We start from the raw sequence: 18756 nt of genomic DNA, 5'->3' as shown, positions 1-18756 counted from the left end.
CCGTCCGGGATCAGACCGCGGCGATGTCGACCGAGTGCAGCACGACGTCCGCCTTCGGCCGATCCTGAGCGCCGGTGGGAACGGCGGCGATGGCGTCGACCACGGCCTTCGAGGCGTCATCCGCCACCTCGCCGAAGATCGTGTGCTTGCCCTGGAGCCACGGAGTGGGGTCGGTGGTGATGAAGAACTGCGAGCCGTTCGTTCCCTCCGGCTGACCCGTGATCGCGTTGCGACGCAGGCCGGCGTTGGCCATGGCGAGCTTGTAGGGCGCGGTGAAGTCGAGCTCGGGGTGGATCTCGTCGTTGAAGTTGTATCCGGGGCCGCCGATGCCCTGACCGAGCGGGTCGCCACCCTGGATCATGAAGTTGGGGATGATGCGGTGGAAGATGACGTCCTTGTACAGGGGACCCTCGCCCTTGGCGCCGGTGGCCGGGTTGGTCCATTCCTGCGTCCCATCGGAGAGACCGATGAAGTTGCGGACGGTGCGCGGAGCGTGGTCACCGAAGAGGTTGACGACGATGTCGCCGTGGTTGGTGTGCAGGGTCGCGACGGCGGTGTGGTTGGCCATGGGTACATTCTCTCAGAGTTATCTGCAAGGGTCGGCGGCGCGGACGGCCCGTTCTGGCAAGATGAGGGCAACGTACATCCCATCGACAGGGAGGATGAGCCGTGGGCCTCAGCCGCAAGAGCAAGAAGGAACTGCGCAAGCTCCAGAAGCACGCCGCCAAGGTGTGGGAGTCGCAGCAGGTGCTGCTGGGCGAGAGCGGGAAGGTCGCTCGCGAAGCCGGCCACCAGCTCGGTCGCTTCAGCCGCGAAGACCTCGTCCCCGCCGTGCAGGACGGCTACAACAAGTACGCCGCGCCGTACGTCGACAAGAGCGTGAAGTACAGCAACCGCTTCCTCAGCAACAAGGTCGTTCCGGCCGCTGGTGCTGTCGTCGGCGGTGCACTCTCGGTGTGGGACGCCGCAGGCGACACCCGCGACCGTCTCGCCAAGGGCAAGGGCTTCGAGCTCGACACCCACAAGTATGCGAAGCGGGCCGAGAAGTACGGCAAGCAGGCCTCGAAGCGCCTCTCCAAGAAGCTTCCGTCGCAGCACGACGGCATCGGCGCCGGTGGCGTCATCGCCATCATCCTCGGCGTCGTCGCCGCGGCGGGCGTCGCGTACGCCGCCTGGCAGACGCTGCGGGCCGACGACGAGCTCTGGGTGGCTGACGACCCGCTGCGGGCGCCGGACGCGTGAGCGATCCCACCATCAGAGTCAGAGAGGCCGCGCGCGAGCGCGGCCTCTCTGTCGATGTGCGTGAGCGACCCGCCGCATCGAGCCTCGACGAGGCGGCCGCTCTGCTCGGCATCCCCTCGGCATCCATCGTCAAGACGCTGGTGGTCAAGCGGTCTGACGACACCTACCTCTTCGCGCTCGTTCCCGGCGATCGGGCCATCTCCTGGCCGAAGCTGCGATCCGTCGTCGGGGTGAACAAACTCCGCCTGCCCGAGCCCGAGCTGGCCCTCGCGGCGACGGGCTATGAGCGCGGCACGATCGTGCCGATCGGCAGTTCCACCGCATGGCCCGTCTTCGCCGATGAACGCATCGTGGGCACTCGTATCGCGATGGGGGCCGGAGCACACGGATACAGCCTGTTCGTCGAAGCCGACGACCTGATCGCCGCGTACAGCGCCGTCGTCGCCGACATCACCACTGCGCGATCCTGACCGCGATCAGGGCCGCGGCAGGTCGGCCATGCGCAATGCGATGTCGACGAGTTGCACCCGCCGCACCTTCCTCGCGGCCGCGAGCGTGAACCACGCGGCCCGGTCGGTCGAGCCGTCGGTCTCGAAGCGGAGCCGACCGCCCACGATGCGAGCGCGGTAGACGATCCGCAACGCGTGCAGAGGCGCCGAAGCCCCCTCCGCGAGCCTCGACTCGGCGGGGATGACACGGGAGTGGATGCCGAGGAGGTCGCCGACGACGACCCGGAACCCGGTCTCCTCCTGGACCTCTCGGCGCACCGCGTGCACCGGATCCTCTCCGGGCTCGAGTCCGCCACCGGGGAGCGTCCAGGCGGCCCGTCGACCTTCGATCCAGTGGGCGAGCAGCACGCGGTCGTCGGCGTCGGTGATGACGGCGTACGCGGCGACCCGCATGTCCATGACCGAACTCTACCGACCGGCGACGGCGGCCCCTCATCGCCGAGCGGAGAGCCGAAGCCGCGCACCGAACGCATCCTCGGAGCAGAAACGCCGAAAGCCGGCCCGAAGGCCGGCTTTCATGTCGCGGATGTGGAGCCTAGGAGATTCGAACTCCTGACATCCTGCTTGCAAAGCAGGCGCTCTACCAGCTGAGCTAAGGCCCCGCGAGGGAAGGGGTGGGGCTACCAGGACTTGAACCTGGGACCTCTTCATTATCAGTGAAGCGCTCTAACCGCCTGAGCTATAGCCCCGTCTCGCTGACGTGATGTCAACCTCGAAGACTTTACCGGACTTGCGAGGTTTTGACGAATCGGCGTCAGTTCGAGGTGAAACCGACGAGCAGGCCGCCGGTCACCTTGACGGCGAGGTTGTAGATCCCGGCCATCACGGCGCCGAGGACGGTGACCACGACGAGGTTCAGGATGGCGACGATCGCCGCGAACGCCATCACCTGCGGCAGAGCGATGTACTGCGAGAGCGTCGCTCCCCCGTCGGTGAAGCTGGTGAAGAACTCATCGAGCTTCGTGAGCAGCGTCGCCGAGACCACCAGGTAGATCAGGAAGTATGACACGACGGTCACGATCGCGAGAGCGACCGCCACCAGGAACGACAGCTTCACCGCCGACCAGAAGTCGATGTACACCAGGCGCAGCCGCACCTGCTTGGCAGGGGTCTTGTGAGTCGACTTCTTGGCGAGCTTGTCGGCTACCGTGCTCATGCGTCAGTACTTTCCTCGGGGGTCTCAGGAGTGGAGGCGGTGACCTCGTCCGCAGAATCTGCGGCGGGCTCCGTGGCCGTCTCCGTCGTCTCGGTCAGGTTGCGCTCGGCGTTGCGGGCGATCGCGATGATCTTGTCGTCGCCTCCTGCGCGGGCGAAAACGACACCCATCGTGTCGCGTCCCTTGGCGGGCACCTCGGCCACGGAGGAGCGTACCACCTTGCCGCTGGCAAGAACCACAAGGACCTCGTCGGTCTCGGACACCATCATCCCGCCCGCGAGCACCCCGCGATCATCGGTCAGACGGGCCACCTTGATGCCCAGACCGCCGCGGTTCTGCATGCGGTATTCGGTCACCGCGGTGCGCTTGGCATAGCCGCCCTCGGTCACCACGAACACGAACTCGTCGTCCTTGGCGACGGATGCCGAGAGCAGGCTGTCGCCCTCGCGGAAGTCCATGCCCTTCACACCCGACGTCGACCGGCCCATCGGGCGCAGCGCACTGTCGGTGGCGGAGAAGCGCAGCGACATTCCCAGGCGGCTGATGAGGAGGATGTCCTCTCCCTCGTCGACCAGGAGCGCACTGACGAGCTCGTCGGCGCCGGCCTGCTCGTCGTCGCCCTCGTCGGACGTCTGCCCACGCAGCTTGATGGCGATCACGCCACCCTGACGGTTGGTGTCGTACTCGTCGAGACGCGTCTTCTTCACGAGACCGCCCCGGGTCGCGAGCACCAGATAGGTCGCCACCTGGTAGTCGCGGATGTCGAGGATCTGCGCGATCTCCTCGTCGGGCTGCAGGGCGAGCAGGTTCGCGACGTGCTGGCCCTTGGCATCCCGCCCGGCCTCGGGGACTTCGTACGCCTTCGAACGGTAGACCCGGCCCTTGTTCGTGAAGAACAGCAGCCAGTGGTGCGTCGTCGTGACGAAGAAGTGCTCCACCACGTCGTCTGCACGCAGCTGCGCGCCCTTCACGCCCTTGCCGCCGCGGTGCTGGGAGCGGTAGTTGTCGCTCCGTGTGCGCTTGATGTAGCCGTCGCGGGTGACCGTGACGACCATCTCCTCCTCCGCGATGAGGTCTTCGATCGAGACGTCGCCGTCGAAGCCGTGGAGGATCTCGGTGCGACGGTCGTCGCCGAAACGATCGGTGATCGCGGTGAGCTCGTCGCGGATGATGGTGCGCTGACGACCGGGGGTGGCGAGGATGTCGTTGTAGTCGGCGATGCGCGCTTCGAGCTCGGTGGCCTCGTCGACGATCTTCTGACGCTCGAGGGCGGCGAGACGACGCAGCTGCATGTCGAGGATCGCCTGCGCCTGCACCTCGTCGATGTCGAGGAGCTTCTGCAGCCCGTCGTTGGCATCCTGAGCCGTGGGCGAGCGGCGGATCAGCGCGATGACCTCGTCGAGCGCGTCGAGCGCCTTGAGGTAGCCGCGCAGGATGTGCATGCGCTCCTCCGCCTTGCGCAGGCGGTAGCGCGTGCGACGGACGATGACCTCGATCTGGTGGTCGATCCACAGGCTGATGAAACCGTCGAGCGACAGCGTGCGCGGCACGCCGTCGACGATGGCCAGCATGTTGGCGCCGAAGTTCTCCTGGAGCTGGGTGTGCTTGTACAGGTTGTTGAGCACGACCTTCGCGACCGCATCGCGCTTGAGCACCACGACCAGGCGCTGCCCGGTGCGTCCCGAGCTCTCGTCGCGGATGTCGGCGACGCCGGTGATCTTGCCCTCACGGGCCAGGTCGCCGATCTTCACGGCGACGTTGTCGGGGTTCACCTGATAGGGCAGCTCGGTGATCACGAGGCACGTCCGGCCCTGGATCTCCTCGATGTTCACGACGGCGCGCATCGTGATCGAGCCGCGCCCCGTGCGGTACGCGTCCTTGATGCCACGGGTGCCGAGGATCTGCGCACGGGTGGGGAAGTCGGGCCCGGGGATGCGCTGCATGAGCGCTTCGAGCAGCTCCTCGCGGGTGGCATCCGGGTTCTCGAGAGCCCACAGGGCTCCGGCGGAGACCTCGCGCAGGTTGTGCGGCGGGATGTTCGTGGCCATACCGACCGCGATGCCGACGGAGCCGTTGACCAGCAGGTTCGGGAAGCGCGCCGGCAGGACCGTGGGCTCCTGGGTCTGACCGTCGTAGTTGTCCTGGAAGTCGACGGTCTCTTCCTCGATGTCGCGCACCATCTCGAGCGCGAGGGGAGCCATCTTCGTCTCGGTGTACCGCGGCGCGGCCGCGCCCTGGTTGCCGGGCGAACCGAAGTTGCCCTGTCCGAGGGCCAGCGGGTAGCGCAGCGACCACGGCTGAACGAGGCGCACGAGGGCGTCGTAGATGGGCGCGTCACCGTGCGGGTGATAGTGGCCCATGACCTCGCCGACGACACGGGCGCACTTCGAGAACGACTTGTCGGGCCGGAAGCCGCCGTCGTACATGCCGTAGATCACGCGGCGGTGCACGGGCTTGAGCCCGTCGCGCACATCGGGCAGCGCGCGACCGACGATGACGCTCATCGCGTAGTCGAGGTAGCTCCGCTGCATCTCGAGCTGCAGGTCGACCTGGTCGATCTTGCCGTGGTCGTGCACCGGCTCACCCCGGACGTCGTCGGGCTCGGGGGTGGTGTCGTCAGCCATGTCTTCTCAGTTCCGTAAGTGCGTTCGTCGTCTGGATGCCGTGTCTCGCGTCGGCGAGATCAGATGTCGAGGAAGCGGACGTCTTTGGCGTTGCGCTGGATGAAGCTGCGGCGCGACTCGACGTCTTCGCCCATGAGGACCGAGAAGATCTCGTCGGCTGCCGCGGCGTCGTCGATCGTGACCTGCTTGAGCGTGCGGGTCTGGGGGTCCATGGTGGTCTCCCAGAGCTCGTGGTCGTTCATCTCGCCGAGACCCTTGTAGCGCTGGATGCCGTTGTCCTTCGGGATGCGGCGGCCCGAGGCCTGTCCGTCGACCAGCATCACGTCGCGCTCGCGGTCGCTGTAGGCGTACTCGTGCGGGTGGTTCGACCACTTCAGGCGGTACAGCGGGGGCTGCGCAAGGTAGACGAACCCGGCCTCGATCAGACCGCGCATGTAGCGGAACAGCAGCGTCAGCAGAAGCGTCGTGATGTGCTGGCCGTCGACGTCGGCATCGGCCATGAGCACGATCTTGTGATAGCGAGCCTTCGCCATGTCGAAGTCCTCGCCGATGCCCGTGCCGAAGGCCTGGATCATCGCCTGGACTTCCTTGTTACCCAAAGCGCGGTCGAGGCGCGCGCGCTCGACGTTCAGGATCTTGCCGCGCAGGGCGAGGATCGCCTGCGTGTGGGGGTCGCGCCCCTGCACGGCCGAGCCGCCGGCGGAGTCACCCTCGACGAGGAAGATCTCGCTGATCGAGGGGTCCTTCGACGTGCAGTCCTTGAGCTTGTCGGGCATCGCGGCCGACTCGAACACGCTCTTACGGCGAGCGGTCTCGCGCGCTTTGCGTGCGGCCAGACGCGCCGTGGCCGCGTCGATGGCCTTGCGGATGATGTTCTTGGCCTGGCCCGGGTTGCGGTCGAACCAGTCGCCCAGCTTGTCTCCGACGACCTTCTGCACGAACGCGCGCGCCTCGGTGTTACCCAGCTTCGTCTTGGTCTGACCCTCGAACTGCGGCTCCGACAGCTTGACCGAGATGACGGCGGTCAAACCCTCGCGGATGTCGTCGCCGGTGAGGTTGTCGTCCTTCTCCTTGAGGAGGTTGTTCGCGCGCGCGTACCGGTTGACCAGTGTGGTCAGAGCGGCACGGAAGCCCTCTTCGTGGGTGCCGCCCTCGTGCGTGTTGATGGTGTTGGCGTACGTGAAGACGTTCTCGGTGTACGCCGTCGTCCACTGCATCGCCAGTTCGAGGGCGATCTTGCGCTCGGTGTCCTCGGACTCGACCTCGATGATCTCGTCGTTCACCACGTCGGCCTTGCGCACGCGGTTGAGGTGCTCGACGTAGTCGACCAGACCGCGCTCGTAGAGGAAGGAGTCGTGACGGGCCTCGGTCACCTCTTCGCCCGGCTCACCCTCGGTGACGACCGACTGCGGACGCTCGTCGCGCAGGCTGATGCGCAGGCCCTTGTTGAGGAACGCCATCTGCTGGAACCGAGTGCGCAGTGTGTCGTAGTCGAAGTCGATCGTGTCGAAGATCGTGGCATCCGGCCAGAAGGTGATCGAGGTACCGGTCGCCTCGCTCTCCTCCCCCTGCTCGAGGGGGGCGAGTGGCACACCGCCGTTGCGGAACGACTGACGCCACACGTGTCCCTGACGCTGCACCTCGACCTCGAGGCGGGTCGACAGAGCGTTCACCACCGAGGAGCCCACGCCGTGCAGACCTCCCGAGACGGCGTAGCCGCCGCCGCCGAACTTGCCACCGGCATGGAGCACGGTGAGCACGACCTCCACGGTCGACTTGCCCTCGGTGCGGTGCATGTCGACCGGGATACCACGGCCGTTGTCGATCACGCGCACGGCGCCGTCGCTCAGGATCGTCACGTCGATCGTGTCGCAGTAGCCGGCGAGGGCTTCGTCGACGGAGTTGTCGACGATCTCCTGAACGAGGTGGTGCAGTCCCCGCTCTCCGGTGGAACCGATGTACATGCCGGGGCGCTTGCGGACGGCCTCGAGACCTTCGAGCACCTGGATGGCGTCTGCCCCGTACTCGTTGGGAACCTTTGCGGCAGTGGTCGCTTCGGGTTCCTCGGAAACGTTGTCGGGGTTCTCGGACGTCATGAGTACACGCGCTCCAGATCGAATCGTCGGAACCTCCATCTTACCGCGCGGGACTCGCCGAAATGGCGTGTACGCCCCTACGCGGGCAGAAATCGCGTCGAGCCGGGACCGACCATGGCCTAACCGTAGGTATCGCGCGGACCGCGGCCTGGAACGGCTCTGGGGCCCCATTTCCAAGAGGGGACGTCGGGGCCGACGAAGCGGATCGCCTCCACCCCCGCCTCGGGGAAGCGTCGGATGATCTCCGACAGGATGTGCGCGCGCATGAGCTGCAGCTGCTTCGCCCATGCGGTGGAGTCGGCCTGGACCGTCAACGTGCCCGCGTCCAACGCGACCGGACGGGTGTGCGCTGCCGTGTCGGCACCCGCCACTTCATCCCACGTGCGCACGAGATCCTCACGCGAGAGCTGGGGCTCCCACCCGGCGGAACGGGTGAGCGACGACAGGACGTCGCCGAGGCCGCGGGGATCACGACCAGGCGTGAACGGGGCGTTCTCGCCGTCATCGGCGCGACGCCGCCGCTTCTTCCGGCGGTAGGGCGACGGCTCGAGCCCGCGCAGGCGCAGATAGGTCGCCATGGTCTCCGGGAGCTCCGGCTCGTCAGCCATCGATGGACTCCTGGATGCGACCAGCCTCGACCCGTACGACGTGGGCGCGCAGCCCCTCGGGCACGTCCTCCTCCACCGCGGAGGTGACGATGACCTGCTCGTACCCGCCCGCCATCTCGGCCAGACGGGTGCGCCGCCCGGAATCGAGCTCGGCGAACACGTCGTCGAGGATGAGGACCGGATCGCCGAGGCGGGATTCGGCCCGCAGCAGTTCCGCCGACGCGAGCCGCAGGGCGAGGGCGACCGACCAGGACTCGCCGTGGGACGCGTACCCCTTGACGGGTAGGCCGTTCACTTCGAGGACGAGGTCGTCGCGATGAGGTCCGACGAGAGTGAGGCCGCGCTCGAGCTCGGCGCTGCGACGAGCGGCGAGCGCAGCGCGGAACTGATCGGCGAGGGGGCCCGACGGACCGGATGCATCCCCGGAATACCCCTCCTCCGGATCGCCCCCGCCGACGGACAGGGCCCACGACAACCGCGGGTCGTGGTCGGCTCCCGCGATCGCGGCGTACGACCGCGCCATCGGTGCGGAGAGATCGGATGCCAGGGCGAGCCGGGATTCGATGACCTCGGTGCCCAGTGAGACGAGCTTCTCGTCCCACACATCGAGCGTGCTGAGGGCGTCGCCCCGCACACCGCGTGCCCGCGCCGACTTCAAGAGGGCACTGCGCTGGCGCAGCACCCGGTCGTAATCCGCCAGGACGGCGGCCATCCGCGGTGTGCGCTGCACGATGAGCTGATCGGCGAATCGACGCCGGGACGAGGGGTCGCCGCGGACGATCTGGAGATCCTCCGGGGCGAACAGTACGACCTGCGCGTAACGCGGGAGCTCCGACGTGCGGACGTTGACGCCGTTCACGCGCGCCTTGTTCGCTCCCTGCCGGTTCAGCTGCAGCTCGAGCAGGACGCTGCGTTCGCCGTGGGCCAGCCTGGCGCGGATGATCGCGGCATCCGTGCCGTCCCGCACCATCGGTGCGTCGTTCGAGACGCGGTGGGAACCGAGCGTGGCGAGGTACGCGACGGCCTCGACGAGATTCGTCTTGCCCTGCCCGTTGCGCCCGACGAACACATTGGCTCCCGCGGAGAGCGAGACGTCGGCGCCCGCGTAATTGCGGAAGTCCTTCAGTCCGAGCTGCTCCACGATCACCGAGTCAGACTACCCGTCGCCTCCGACACGACCACGGCGCCGCAGGCGTCCGGCCGACGTCAGCGCAGCAGCAGGTTCGGCTGAAGGAGGTACTTGAACGACCCCTCGCCGCCCTTGTCGACCGAGGTCTGGGGGGTGACGAGCACAGGACTGAGCTTGTTGGCGTTGTCGCTCGAGGTGAACGTGATGCGAGTGAATTCGCTGCGCACCGCGCCGAGGGACTCGAGCAGGTACTGCGGGTTCAGGCCGAGGGTCACCTCGTCGCCCACCAGCGTGGCGTCGACGGACTCCGTCGCGCGCGCCTGCTCGGTCCCCGACGCATCCATCGACACGCCCTCGGAACCGAAGGTGAAGCGCAGCGGCGCCGACCGGTCGAGCACGAGCGCGACACGACGGACCGCCTCGGCCAGCTCGGCGGTGTTCACGACGCTGTGGTGCTCGGTCTGCGCCGGGAAGAGCCGGCGCACGGGCGGGAAGTTGCCCTTGATGAGCAACGACGTCACGGTCTTGTTGCCCGACGAGAACGCGATGATCTCGCGGTCTCCCGAGCCCGAGAATGCGATCGAGATGTCGCCGCCGTGCGCGAAGGTCTTGCCGACCTCCTGCAGGGTGCGGGCAGGAACGAGAGCCGACGTCGGCTCGTCGGAGGCCGCAGCCCCGCCATCCCACGGGATCTCGCGGAGGGCGACGCGGTAGCGATCGGTCGCGACCAGACTGAGCTGCGTTCCGGTGACCTCGAGCTGGACGCCGGTGAGCACGGGGGTGACGTCGTCACGGGAGGCGGCGAAGGCGACCTGTGCGATCGCGGTGGCGAACTCGTCTGCGGGCACGAGGCCCGACTCGCCCGTCACCTCGGGAATGGCGGGGTATTCCTGCACCGGCATGGATGCCAGGGTGAACCGGGCTGATCCGCAGGTGAGCAGGATGCCGCCGTCGTCGTCGACGGTGATCTGGATCGGGGCGTTCGGGAGACGGCTGGCGATGTCGCTGAGGAGGCGGCCGTGGACGAGGATCGTGCCCGGCTCGTCGACGGTGGCCTCGATGGTGGTGCGCGCCGAAGCCTCGTAGTCGAAGGCGGCAAGGGTGAGCCCCTGCTCGCCCGCCTCGATCAGCACGCCGGCCAGGATCGGCTGCGGATTGCGCTGAGGCAGGAGCTTGACCACGAACGAGACGGCTTCGCTGAACACATCGCGATTGACGTGGAACTTCACGGGCGCTCCCTTGACGGCGGGTATGGCTTACCCATGCTAGTGCCCTGCTCCGGCTGCGCCCGTCGTGCGCCGCTTGCACGGCAAGGTCATCGAATCTCTCTTAACTCGGATAAAGAATCTTCATCTTGTTAACCGCTGTGGAGACTGTGGATAACTTCCGACATGCGTGTTAACACAAGGGATCGCGCGGTCTGTTAACTGTGGACGCGTTGCGGAGACCCTGGGCACTTAACAGAGGCCGAGGATGCCGGCATCCCCTCGTCATCCACAGTGTTAACGCGTTCGTGCACATCTCATCCGCAGCAAATCGGAGTTATCCACAGGTTTTCCACACTGTGTAGAACCGGCTGAAAGATATCGGTCGACGGCGTTTCGCGGCTCGCTGACGCCCGAAAACGACCGAGGGGCCCGTCCGAAAACCTCGGACGGACCCCTCTCGCAAACGGGCGCTCAGCGCATGCGGCCGAGTTGGCTGGTGATCTCGGAGACCTGGTTGAAGATCGAACGACGTTCCTTCATCAGGTCGCTGATCTTCTTGTAGGCGTACATCACCGTGGTGTGGTCCCGGTTGCCGAAAAGCTGCCCGATCTTCGGCAACGACAGGCTGGTCCGCTCCCGGCAGAGATACATCGCGATCTGTCGCGCGGTCGCGACGGCCTGCGACCTGCTCGAGCCGTACAGATCGTCGACCGACAGCTTGAAGTACTGCGCGGTCGCCGTGATGATGTCGGTCGGCGAGATCACGTTGGCGTCGTCCTGGTCGATGATGTCGCGCAGCACCGTCTGCGCCAGCGACATGTCGAGGGTCGATCGGTTCAGACTCGCGAACGCCGAGACGCGGATGAGGGCGCCCTCGAGTTCGCGGATGTTCGAGGAGACGACCGTGGCGATGTACTCGAGGACGTCGTCGGGGATCAGCAGTCGTTCGCTCTGGGCCTTCTTACGGAGGATCGCGATGCGCGTCTCGAGGTCGGGTGCCTGGACGTCGGTGATGAGGCCCCACTCGAAGCGGCTTCGCATGCGGTCTTCGAAGCCGGTCAGTTGCTTCGGGGGGAGGTCGCTGGTGATGACGACCTGCTTGTCGTGATCGTGCAGCGTGTTGAACGTGTGGAAGAACGCTTCCTGCGTCTCGGCGCGACCCTGCAGGAACTGGATGTCGTCGATCAGCAGGATGTCGACGTCGCGATATCGCGCCTGGAAGGCCGATCCCCGGTTATTGGCGATCGAGTTGATGAAGTCGTTCGTGAACTCCTCGCTCGAGACGTAACGCACGCGGATGCCCGCGTACATGCTCGCGGCGTAGTCGCCGATGGCGTGGAGGAGGTGCGTCTTCCCGAGGCCGGAATCTCCATAGATGAAGAGGGGGTTGTAGGCCTTGGCCGGAGCCTCGGCGACCGCGACGGCGGCGGCGTGCGCGAATCGGTTGGACTGACCGATCACGAAGTTGTCGAAGGTGTACTTCGGATTCAGCCGGGTGTCGTTGCGCGAGGCCGGGACGATGGGTTCCGGAGTCTGCTCGACCGACGATGAGTGGGTCGCCGTCGCTGCCGAGGAGCGATCCGACGCGGCGGGCGCCGGCGCGGTGGACGGCCGCGGATTCTCGACGAGATCGGGGTTCACGACCACCCGGAAGGTGCCGACCGCGGGGTCTTCTCCCTGGACCTGCGCGAGGGCCTCCATGATCGGTGCCCGCATGCGCTTGTTGAACTGAGCCGCGGTCAGGTCGTTGGGGACATCGAGGTACAGCGTCCCGCCCATCACTCCCTGGGGCACCGCGAGGTTGAGGAAGCCGTGGAGCTGCGGGGTGACGCGGTCGTCGGTGAGAAGATGGTCCAGCACGGCCGACCAGACGGGAACATCCGGTACTTCGTGCAGAGACATATCCCCTCCGGGATCTAGACGCGACGGGCGATCGACGTGTCGCGCCGAACCTGTGGATAACTTCCGGGGCCACGCTAGTTCGCGGCTCTCGCGGAGCAAAATCCACTGTAGGACCCGGCCGCGTGTCTTTGCCATGCTTGTGGACAACGCCTGGGGATAATAGGCGGTCGGCCGCCCGGTTTGAGTTAACGGCGCGCGCGACGTAGCCTTAGTCGGTTGACTTATGCCTATACGGCAGTCCCGACCCCGTCCCCGGCAGAAGAGCATCGGGCGACACCACCTCCGGAGTGACCCATGAGCAAGCGCACCTTCCAGCCCAACAACCGCCGCCGCGCCAAGAAGCACGGCTTCCGCGCCCGCATGCGTACGCGTGCCGGCCGCAGCATCCTTTCGGCGCGTCGCGCCAAGGGCCGCACCGAGCTCTCGGCCTGACAGACCCGGTGCTCGCGAAGCCGAACCGACTCACCCGCGGATCGGACTACAAAGCCACAGTCCGACGGGGTTCTCGTTGTGCCGGAGCGCACACGATCACCTACGTCGGCTCGTCGGCCGAGACCGAATCGCCTCGCTTCGGCTTCATCGTGAGCCGACAGGTCGGCTCCGCTGTCACCCGCAACACCATCCGCCGCCGTCTCAAGGCGGTGTGCGCCGAGGCGCTCCCGTCCATCCGCGGGGGCGCCTCGATCGTCATCCGTGCACTTCCCTCCGCCGCCACGATCGACTACGCGACTCTTCGCGCCGACGTGGTGAGGTGCCTCGAACGAAAAGCGTCAGCATGAGCGCTTCGACACTCCCGACGTCCTCTACGGGGTCCGGTCGGTTCCGAGTGGATGCCGTCCTGGCATCCGTTCCGCTCCTTCCGCGTAACGCGGGGCTCGCGCTTCTGCACGCCTATCGCTCGACGATCTCGCACGTCTACGGCGACGTGTGCAAGTACTACCCGTCCTGCTCCGCCTATTCGGTGGGCGCCGTGCAGCAGCACGGACTCGTGAAGGGCATCGCGTTCACCGCGGCCCGTCTCGCACGGTGTCATCCCTGGGCTCAGGGTGGCATCGACGACGTCCGTCCTCACCGGGCCTTCCGCCACGAACTCACTCGGCACGGATTCGTCGTGCCCGCCCGAAAGGACTGATCGTGCAATTCGATCTCATTGGGACCATCCTCTGGCCGCTGAAATGGGCGGTCGAGCTCGTGCTGGTGGGCTGGCACGCGCTGTTCACGGCCCTCGGCATGCCGCCGGCGGCCGGTCTGACATGGGTGCTGTCGATCATCGGCCTGGTGCTGATCGTCCGCGCGGCGCTCATCCCGCTCTTCGTCAAGCAGATCAAGAGCCAGCGCAAGATGATGGAGATCGCTCCCGAGCTCCGCAAGGTGCAGGAGAAGTACCGGGGCAAGCGCGACCAGCTCTCGCGTGAGGCGATGAGCCGCGAGACGATGGCGCTCTACAAGAAGCACGGCACGACCCCCGTGTCCAGCTGCCTACCGCTGCTGGTGCAGATGCCGATCTTCTTCGCCCTGTTCAGCGTGCTCAACGACGTGTCGAAGCACGCAGCGAGCGGTGTCGGCGGTGTGGGGCTGCTCACCCCCGAGCTCACGACCGAGTTCTACGACGCGCGTCTGTTCGATGTGGCATCCATGCACGTGAACCTGGTCACCGCGTGGAGCCAGCCCGATGGACAGGTCACCGTCGCGATCCTTCTGACGTTGGTCGTGCTCATGATCGGCTCGCAGTTCTTCACCCAGCTGCAGATCATCTCGAAGAACCTTTCGCCCGAGGCCAAGACCGGTCAGGCGTACCAGATGCAGAAGATCATGCTCTACATCCTGCCGCTGGCCTTCATCTTCTCGGGTGTCTTCTTCCCGCTCGGCGTCGTCATCTACTGGTTCGTCAGCAACCTGTGGACGATGGTGCAGCAGTTCGTCGTCATCCGCGAGATGCCCACGCCGGGCTCGGACGCCGCCAAGGCCCGCGAAGAGCGCCTGGCCCGCAAGGGCAAGGCGATCGATTCCTCCGGCAAGGTCGTCCCGATCGAGAAGTACGAGGCGGAACAGCAGCGTCTCCTCGAGGAGGCCGAGCGCGCCCGCGCCGCAGCTCCGAAGCGCCAGCAGCCCGTGGGCAAGCAGCGTGCGAAGAAGCAGCAGTCCGCCAAGAACACCGGTGCCGCGGGTGGACCCGCCGGCAGCCCCGGCTCCTCCCCCGCTTCCTGACATCCGGAGATCACGATGACGACGTCCGATCAGATCGCCCCCGACCAGACCGCCGCCACCGAGGAGCAGCTCGAGCAGGAAGGCGACATCGCCGCCGACTACCTCGAGGGTCTTCTCGACATCGCCGACATCGACGGCGATCTGGCCATGGATGTCCGGGCCGGTCGCGCCTACGTCTCCGTTGAGGCGGAGGACACCGCCGCGCTCGCGAGCCTGTCCCACCCCGACACGGTCCAGGCGCTGCAGGAGCTGACCCGACTGGCCGTGCAGAACTCGACGGGTCGCTTCTCGCGGCTCATCCTCGACATCGGAGGATCTCGTGACGCGCGGCAGCGCCAGCTCGAGACCCTGGTGGACCGTGCGATCGCGCGGTTGGACGAGGGTGCGTCGCAGGCGTCGCTGCCGGCGATGTCGAGCTATGAGCGCAAGCTCGTGCACGACATCGCCGCGGACCGCGGGTATTCGTCGGAGTCGTTCGGCGAGGGAGCCGATCGTCACACCGTGCTGCGCCGCGGCTGAGGCCGGACATGCCGGATCAGCTCGAGAACGAGCCGGCCGTCGCCGCGTCGATCTTCGGCGAGAACATCGAGCGTGCTCGGCGGTTCACTCAGAACCTCGCGCGGCACGGCGAAGAGCGCGGGTTGATCGGTCCACTCGAGGTCCCTCGCCTGTGGACACGTCATATCCTGAACAGCGCGATCGCGGCGCCCTACTTCCACGGTCGGGCCGTCGACGTGGGTTCGGGGGCGGGTCTTCCCGGGCTGGTGCTGGCGATCGCCCGACCGGACGTCGCGTGGACCCTGATCGAGCCCATGGAACGCCGTACGGCATGGCTGTCCGAGCAGGTCGATGAGCTGTCCCTCTCAAACGTCACCGTGGAACGGATGCGCGGCGAGGAGTGGACCGGCGGTCGTGTCTTCGATGTCGCCACCGCTCGCGCGGTGAGCGCTCTTCGTACCCTGCTCCCCTTCACCGCGCCGCTCGTTCGACCTCAGGGACGTCTGGTCTTTCTCAAGGGCGCCAACGTCGGCGCGGAGCTGGAAGCGGCGTCGAAGCAGGTGCGGAAGTTCGGGCTAGAGGACGTGTCGATCGAGGTGGTCGGGGAGGGCGTGCTCGACGAGCCGACGCGGGTATTCGTGGCTACCGTGTCGCGCTGAGAAGCGCACACCTCGAAAAATGCTTCTGATCAGGAATTAGTTGGTCAGTTCTATTGCCTTTCGTCTGACGTGGGGTTTGTCGCTGCCTCTTGTTGGGCCTGAGCGGTGTCGTGTCTCATACGGACTTCTACCAGTTGAACCTCTATCTGTCGACGTTCCGATGATCGTCACAGCGGTCCAGACGCCGGCCGTGAGGGGTGCAGGCGGAGTACGGGTTCCGAATGTGCCGGCTTGTCTGTTGTGGGCGATCGCGTTGAAATCCGCACGTGTCCGACCGTGGACCGGTGGCGCTTGTCGAGGGATCGCGCGCCCACACGCTGGCCGGGCGTCGGGTCCCCGACCGCGTGACCCACTCCGAGCGGGTTGTTCGATCGTCTGCGTCGAGCGAGGAAGGTCTGACCGGTCGGGCGTTCGCTCACCGGAGCCGCGGCCTACCGCAGGTGCTTCGCCCTAGGCGGCCGAGAGGGATCTTGATCAAGTGTGGGCACATGGCCACTCCCCCGCCGGGGATCGTCCGGCTTCGCCTGCGTAGCCGGAACGAGAACCTCGGTGGCTATCGGTGGAGGCACTGCGCCGGGCGCCATCGAGGAGTGAACAAGAGGGGGTCAGCTTCAAGCTCTTGTTCACTGCCGTGAAGGCTTTGGTTCCGTCATGACAGCGGACTGTGCTCGGCGCGCGGTGAGGAAGAGAAGTGCTGGCATTCACAATGAGGCTGCTTAGATTCGAGGTCAGTTCGGCACCAGAGAACGCAACGTTGGGCCGGCGGCGCGCAGGAACCGGGCCTGGTCGTGACTCCCGATCTCCCCCGGTATGGCACGTCGCTCAATTTCTGCCCGTCTTCGAGAGACGGGCCGTTTCACGTGAAACAGAAGCTCTGGTGGGCCGGAGCGTGGGGCCGATATCGACGTGCATTGAGTCGTGCCGGTTCTCGGGCTTTCACTCTCTTCGTGAGGCCGGATGTCGTGCGGAGACGGGTTTGGTTCGGCAGCCGCGCGAGGTCGCGACGAGCTCCATGGAACGGTGTGCAACCGGGGATTGCCCCCTGCACATTGTCGGTGGTGAGGCGTGATGACGGAGCGACGGGGCGCTTTGTGCTTTGCGGTCCGCGGCGTGCGGGGCGGGTTCCGGTGGGCTTTCGCGCGCCTTACGCCACTCTTTCCCCGGATGCCCTCCAGCTGCGTGGCACGCGAAACCCCTGAATGAGGAGGCCCAGTCGCTGCTTTGCTGGGGGCGTTTCCCTCACCTCCACGCAGTGCAGTGCTTCGCGCCGGGACGAAAGAGAGGAGCTTCGGCATCGGCCTGCGGTGTGTGGTGGCGAGCTCCGAGGTGGAGCTCCCACGCGACGTACGGGCGAGAACGAACGCGCCGCCGCACGTCCGCCAGATCATCGCTTCGGAGTTCCGCCGGCAGCGGAGCGCGGGAGGAGCGGGCGCCGAGGCGTCGTGCCGAGACTCGGTGCCGAGACCCGTTCCCGAGACGTCGGCGGGGATCGTGGCTCGCTCCGTCGATTGGCCGTTAGATCGTGCTGGCGGCCGACCGCTCCTCCCCCGCGTGTGTTGGTTCCCCAACGGGCCGTGGGTGGCCTCTCAGGATGATTGCGGGTGGTGATTTCCGGGCTTTCCAGCGGCATCGGATGTCGTGGCTTGTCGGTGGGATTCCGTGGGGGCCTCGTGACGCGATCATGAGCGAAGCGCCCGTGCGGCTGGATCGGTGCAACCCCGGATAGACGCGACTGTTCAGAGGTGCGGCGCGACGTACGAGGTTGACGAGTTGCTAGCCATCTCCGGGCTATCTGCTGGCCCGCTGCGCCGCTTCAAGGCTAGGGCGGGCGATCGGGCCGCCCGCTGGACGCCTCAACGACGGAGTCGCTGCGCCCAGCGCTGCGGTCGAATCGGTCGGGATGGGCCTGAGGTCGATGCGAGTTCGCGGACGGGGTGCGCCCGTTCCGCCTCGAAAATTGTGTCTTCCCTCCGCCCCACGCCTGACGTTGGCGCATGACGCAGGAGGGAGAGCTGACACGCTGCTGCGTCGAAGGCGCCAGAGATTCGGTGGTCGCAGATGCGATGAGGTGGTGGTCCGAGACGTTCGACGTCCGAAATTCTCGATCTGCTCCGTCCCCATAGCCGGACAGCGGGTGACTATCTGGTCGGCTCACGGTAGTCACCTGGAGGCCGATGACGTGGCAATTCGAATTTCTCGAGCAGTCACCTCTGGAATGTTTCACGTGAAACAGCGTCCGTTGCCCCACCCGAGCGGGCCATACGTCTCGTGTCGATGGACTGGAAAATTCAGGTCGGGCCTGGCCGCGCGACAACCTCGTTGATCGGCGTGCGTGGGAGCGAGTCTGTCACGTGAAGGCTCCCCGCCAGCGAGTGCGCGGGATCCCTTCCGTGTTAATCCGGAGTTGTTACGAGGTGAAGCACCAGAGATTTACCCTGCACCCATGTTCGTCGAACCGACCCCTCCGCGACTCCCCCCGATCGGCTTCAAACGTTCATGCGCCGCCGGGTCGACCACGAGCATGCGATCAGGGCGGGGCGGGTGCTGGGCGCCGGTCGTCGCCACGAGGCCCATGGAGAGTCGTATCGCCCGGACCGACCTTCGGATCGGGTCGAAGTCCCGCCGGATGACGTGACCGTGCGCCGTGGCTGTCGAGCAGTGTTTCACGTGAGACATGGTCGCTCTCCCCGACCTTGTCACTCCTCACTCAGCGATTATCGGTGCAAGGGCTGTCCGGCTGGAGACCGCACGCGCACGTGGATGCGCCAGTGTGAGGGGTGCGTGCCGGTGAGGGTAGGCCGCTGAATCTGTGCTGCCGGAGGGTCGGACGATTCCGTGAGTGCGAAGTTCGCGGCGGGTGCGCCAACCTCGGGGACATGGAGACAGTGAGCTGGTCCAATGGGTACACGATGCCGCC

The 18756-nt window shown here is 66.4% G+C and carries 17 protein-coding genes and 2 tRNA genes; 8 read left to right on the top strand and 11 right to left on the bottom strand.

The window, feature by feature from the left end:
- Positions 1-10: 10 nt before the first annotated feature.
- Positions 11-568 carry a peptidylprolyl isomerase gene (locus tag AB0230_RS15840; protein ID WP_363388302.1) on the bottom strand — a complete coding sequence of 186 codons (558 nt, stop codon included), beginning with the start codon at positions 566-568 and terminating at the stop codon, positions 11-13.
- Between the two features lie 101 nt (positions 569-669).
- Here AB0230_RS15840 and AB0230_RS15835 point away from each other — a divergent pair, with 101 nt between their 5' ends.
- Both AB0230_RS15835 and AB0230_RS15830 read left to right on the top strand, forming a co-directional pair.
- Complete coding sequence (locus tag AB0230_RS15835; RefSeq protein WP_315994115.1) at positions 670-1242, top strand: DNA helicase; 573 nt, start codon at positions 670-672, stop codon at positions 1240-1242.
- The gene (locus tag AB0230_RS15830) at positions 1239-1712 is read left to right on the top strand and encodes a YbaK/EbsC family protein (RefSeq protein WP_366376794.1); all 474 of its coding nucleotides are present in this window, start codon (positions 1239-1241) and stop codon (positions 1710-1712) included. Before AB0230_RS15835 ends, AB0230_RS15830 begins: the two co-directional genes overlap by 4 nt.
- A 6-nt stretch (positions 1713-1718) precedes the next feature.
- Here the strand turns inward: AB0230_RS15830 and AB0230_RS15825 are convergent, their stop codons facing one another.
- From AB0230_RS15825 to dnaA, 10 genes are all read right to left on the bottom strand, one after another.
- Entirely contained in the window at positions 1719-2150 is a 432-nt protein-coding gene (locus AB0230_RS15825) for an NUDIX hydrolase (RefSeq protein ID WP_366376792.1), read from the bottom strand.
- Between the two features lie 130 nt (positions 2151-2280).
- A tRNA-Ala gene (locus AB0230_RS15820) sits at positions 2281-2353 on the bottom strand.
- 13 nt (positions 2354-2366) lie between these two features.
- A tRNA-Ile gene (locus AB0230_RS15815) sits at positions 2367-2440 on the bottom strand.
- A gap of 65 nt (positions 2441-2505) precedes the next feature.
- Positions 2506-2907 (bottom strand): DUF3566 domain-containing protein, encoded by a 402-nt coding sequence (locus tag AB0230_RS15810; RefSeq protein WP_366376790.1) that lies wholly within the window; start codon positions 2905-2907, stop codon positions 2506-2508.
- The gene (gyrA, locus tag AB0230_RS15805) at positions 2904-5531 is read right to left on the bottom strand and encodes a DNA gyrase subunit A (RefSeq protein WP_315994118.1); all 2628 of its coding nucleotides are present in this window, start codon (positions 5529-5531) and stop codon (positions 2904-2906) included. Before gyrA ends, AB0230_RS15810 begins: the two co-directional genes overlap by 4 nt.
- A gap of 59 nt (positions 5532-5590) precedes the next feature.
- Positions 5591-7627, bottom strand: coding sequence for a DNA topoisomerase (ATP-hydrolyzing) subunit B (gene gyrB, locus AB0230_RS15800; RefSeq protein ID WP_363388311.1), 2037 nt, complete (start codon positions 7625-7627; stop codon positions 5591-5593).
- 119 nt (positions 7628-7746) lie between these two features.
- Positions 7747-8235: a DciA family protein gene (locus AB0230_RS15795; protein ID WP_363388314.1), complete on the bottom strand. Its 489-nt coding sequence runs from the start codon at positions 8233-8235 to the stop codon at positions 7747-7749.
- Complete coding sequence (recF, locus tag AB0230_RS15790; protein ID WP_366376787.1) at positions 8228-9382, bottom strand: DNA replication/repair protein RecF; 1155 nt, start codon at positions 9380-9382, stop codon at positions 8228-8230. The genes AB0230_RS15795 and recF overlap by 8 nt, the downstream gene beginning before the upstream one ends.
- A 59-nt stretch (positions 9383-9441) precedes the next feature.
- Complete coding sequence (dnaN, locus tag AB0230_RS15785; RefSeq protein ID WP_315994122.1) at positions 9442-10593, bottom strand: DNA polymerase III subunit beta; 1152 nt, start codon at positions 10591-10593, stop codon at positions 9442-9444.
- Between the two features lie 450 nt (positions 10594-11043).
- Positions 11044-12474 (bottom strand): chromosomal replication initiator protein DnaA, encoded by a 1431-nt coding sequence (dnaA, locus tag AB0230_RS15780; protein ID WP_315994123.1) that lies wholly within the window; start codon positions 12472-12474, stop codon positions 11044-11046.
- A 294-nt stretch (positions 12475-12768) separates the two neighbouring features.
- Here dnaA and rpmH point away from each other — a divergent pair, with 294 nt between their 5' ends.
- Genes rpmH through rsmG form a run of 6 tightly spaced genes read left to right on the top strand, consistent with a single transcriptional unit; the run spans position 12769 to position 15839 of the window.
- On the top strand, positions 12769-12906 hold the full coding sequence (rpmH, locus tag AB0230_RS15775; RefSeq protein WP_005054680.1) for a 50S ribosomal protein L34: 138 nt from the start codon (positions 12769-12771) through the stop codon (positions 12904-12906).
- A gap of 8 nt (positions 12907-12914) precedes the next feature.
- The gene (gene rnpA, locus AB0230_RS15770) at positions 12915-13253 is read left to right on the top strand and encodes a ribonuclease P protein component (protein ID WP_315994124.1); all 339 of its coding nucleotides are present in this window, start codon (positions 12915-12917) and stop codon (positions 13251-13253) included.
- Positions 13250-13606, top strand: coding sequence for a membrane protein insertion efficiency factor YidD (gene yidD / locus AB0230_RS15765; RefSeq protein WP_315994125.1), 357 nt, complete (start codon positions 13250-13252; stop codon positions 13604-13606). The genes rnpA and yidD overlap by 4 nt, the downstream gene beginning before the upstream one ends.
- A gap of 2 nt (positions 13607-13608) precedes the next feature.
- Positions 13609-14682 (top strand): membrane protein insertase YidC, encoded by a 1074-nt coding sequence (yidC, locus tag AB0230_RS15760; protein ID WP_315994126.1) that lies wholly within the window; start codon positions 13609-13611, stop codon positions 14680-14682.
- A gap of 15 nt (positions 14683-14697) precedes the next feature.
- Positions 14698-15201: a R3H domain-containing nucleic acid-binding protein gene (locus tag AB0230_RS15755; RefSeq protein WP_315994127.1), complete on the top strand. Its 504-nt coding sequence runs from the start codon at positions 14698-14700 to the stop codon at positions 15199-15201.
- 8 nt (positions 15202-15209) lie between these two features.
- Entirely contained in the window at positions 15210-15839 is a 630-nt protein-coding gene (gene rsmG / locus AB0230_RS15750) for a 16S rRNA (guanine(527)-N(7))-methyltransferase RsmG (protein WP_315994128.1), read from the top strand.
- The last annotated feature ends 2917 nt before the right edge of the window (positions 15840-18756 follow it).

The sequence above is a fragment of the Microbacterium sp. NPDC089190 genome (assembly GCF_040701795.1).
In the GTDB taxonomy this organism is placed as follows: domain Bacteria; phylum Actinomycetota; class Actinomycetes; order Actinomycetales; family Microbacteriaceae; genus Microbacterium; species Microbacterium galbum.
Note: the sequence above shows the minus strand (reverse complement) of the source record. Positions and strands in the feature narration are given on the sequence as shown.

What these genes read in the sequence shown, in the direction of transcription:
- AB0230_RS15825 (WP_366376792.1), bottom strand. Translation starts at nt 2,150, where the DNA reads ATGGACATGCGGGTCGCCGCGTACGCCGTCATCACCGACGCCGACGAC.
- yidD (WP_315994125.1), top strand. Translation starts at nt 13,250, where the DNA reads ATGAGCGCTTCGACACTCCCGACGTCCTCTACGGGGTCCGGTCGGTTC.
- AB0230_RS15810 (WP_366376790.1), bottom strand. Translation starts at nt 2,907, where the DNA reads ATGAGCACGGTAGCCGACAAGCTCGCCAAGAAGTCGACTCACAAGACC.
- gyrB (WP_363388311.1), bottom strand. Translation starts at nt 7,627, where the DNA reads ATGACGTCCGAGAACCCCGACAACGTTTCCGAGGAACCCGAAGCGACC.
- AB0230_RS15795 (WP_363388314.1), bottom strand. Translation starts at nt 8,235, where the DNA reads ATGGCTGACGAGCCGGAGCTCCCGGAGACCATGGCGACCTATCTGCGC.
- rpmH (WP_005054680.1), top strand. Translation starts at nt 12,769, where the DNA reads ATGAGCAAGCGCACCTTCCAGCCCAACAACCGCCGCCGCGCCAAGAAG.
- AB0230_RS15755 (WP_315994127.1), top strand. Translation starts at nt 14,698, where the DNA reads ATGACGACGTCCGATCAGATCGCCCCCGACCAGACCGCCGCCACCGAG.
- rsmG (WP_315994128.1), top strand. Translation starts at nt 15,210, where the DNA reads ATGCCGGATCAGCTCGAGAACGAGCCGGCCGTCGCCGCGTCGATCTTC.
- AB0230_RS15840 (WP_363388302.1), bottom strand. Translation starts at nt 568, where the DNA reads ATGGCCAACCACACCGCCGTCGCGACCCTGCACACCAACCACGGCGAC.
- dnaA (WP_315994123.1), bottom strand. Translation starts at nt 12,474, where the DNA reads ATGTCTCTGCACGAAGTACCGGATGTTCCCGTCTGGTCGGCCGTGCTG.
- gyrA (WP_315994118.1), bottom strand. Translation starts at nt 5,531, where the DNA reads ATGGCTGACGACACCACCCCCGAGCCCGACGACGTCCGGGGTGAGCCG.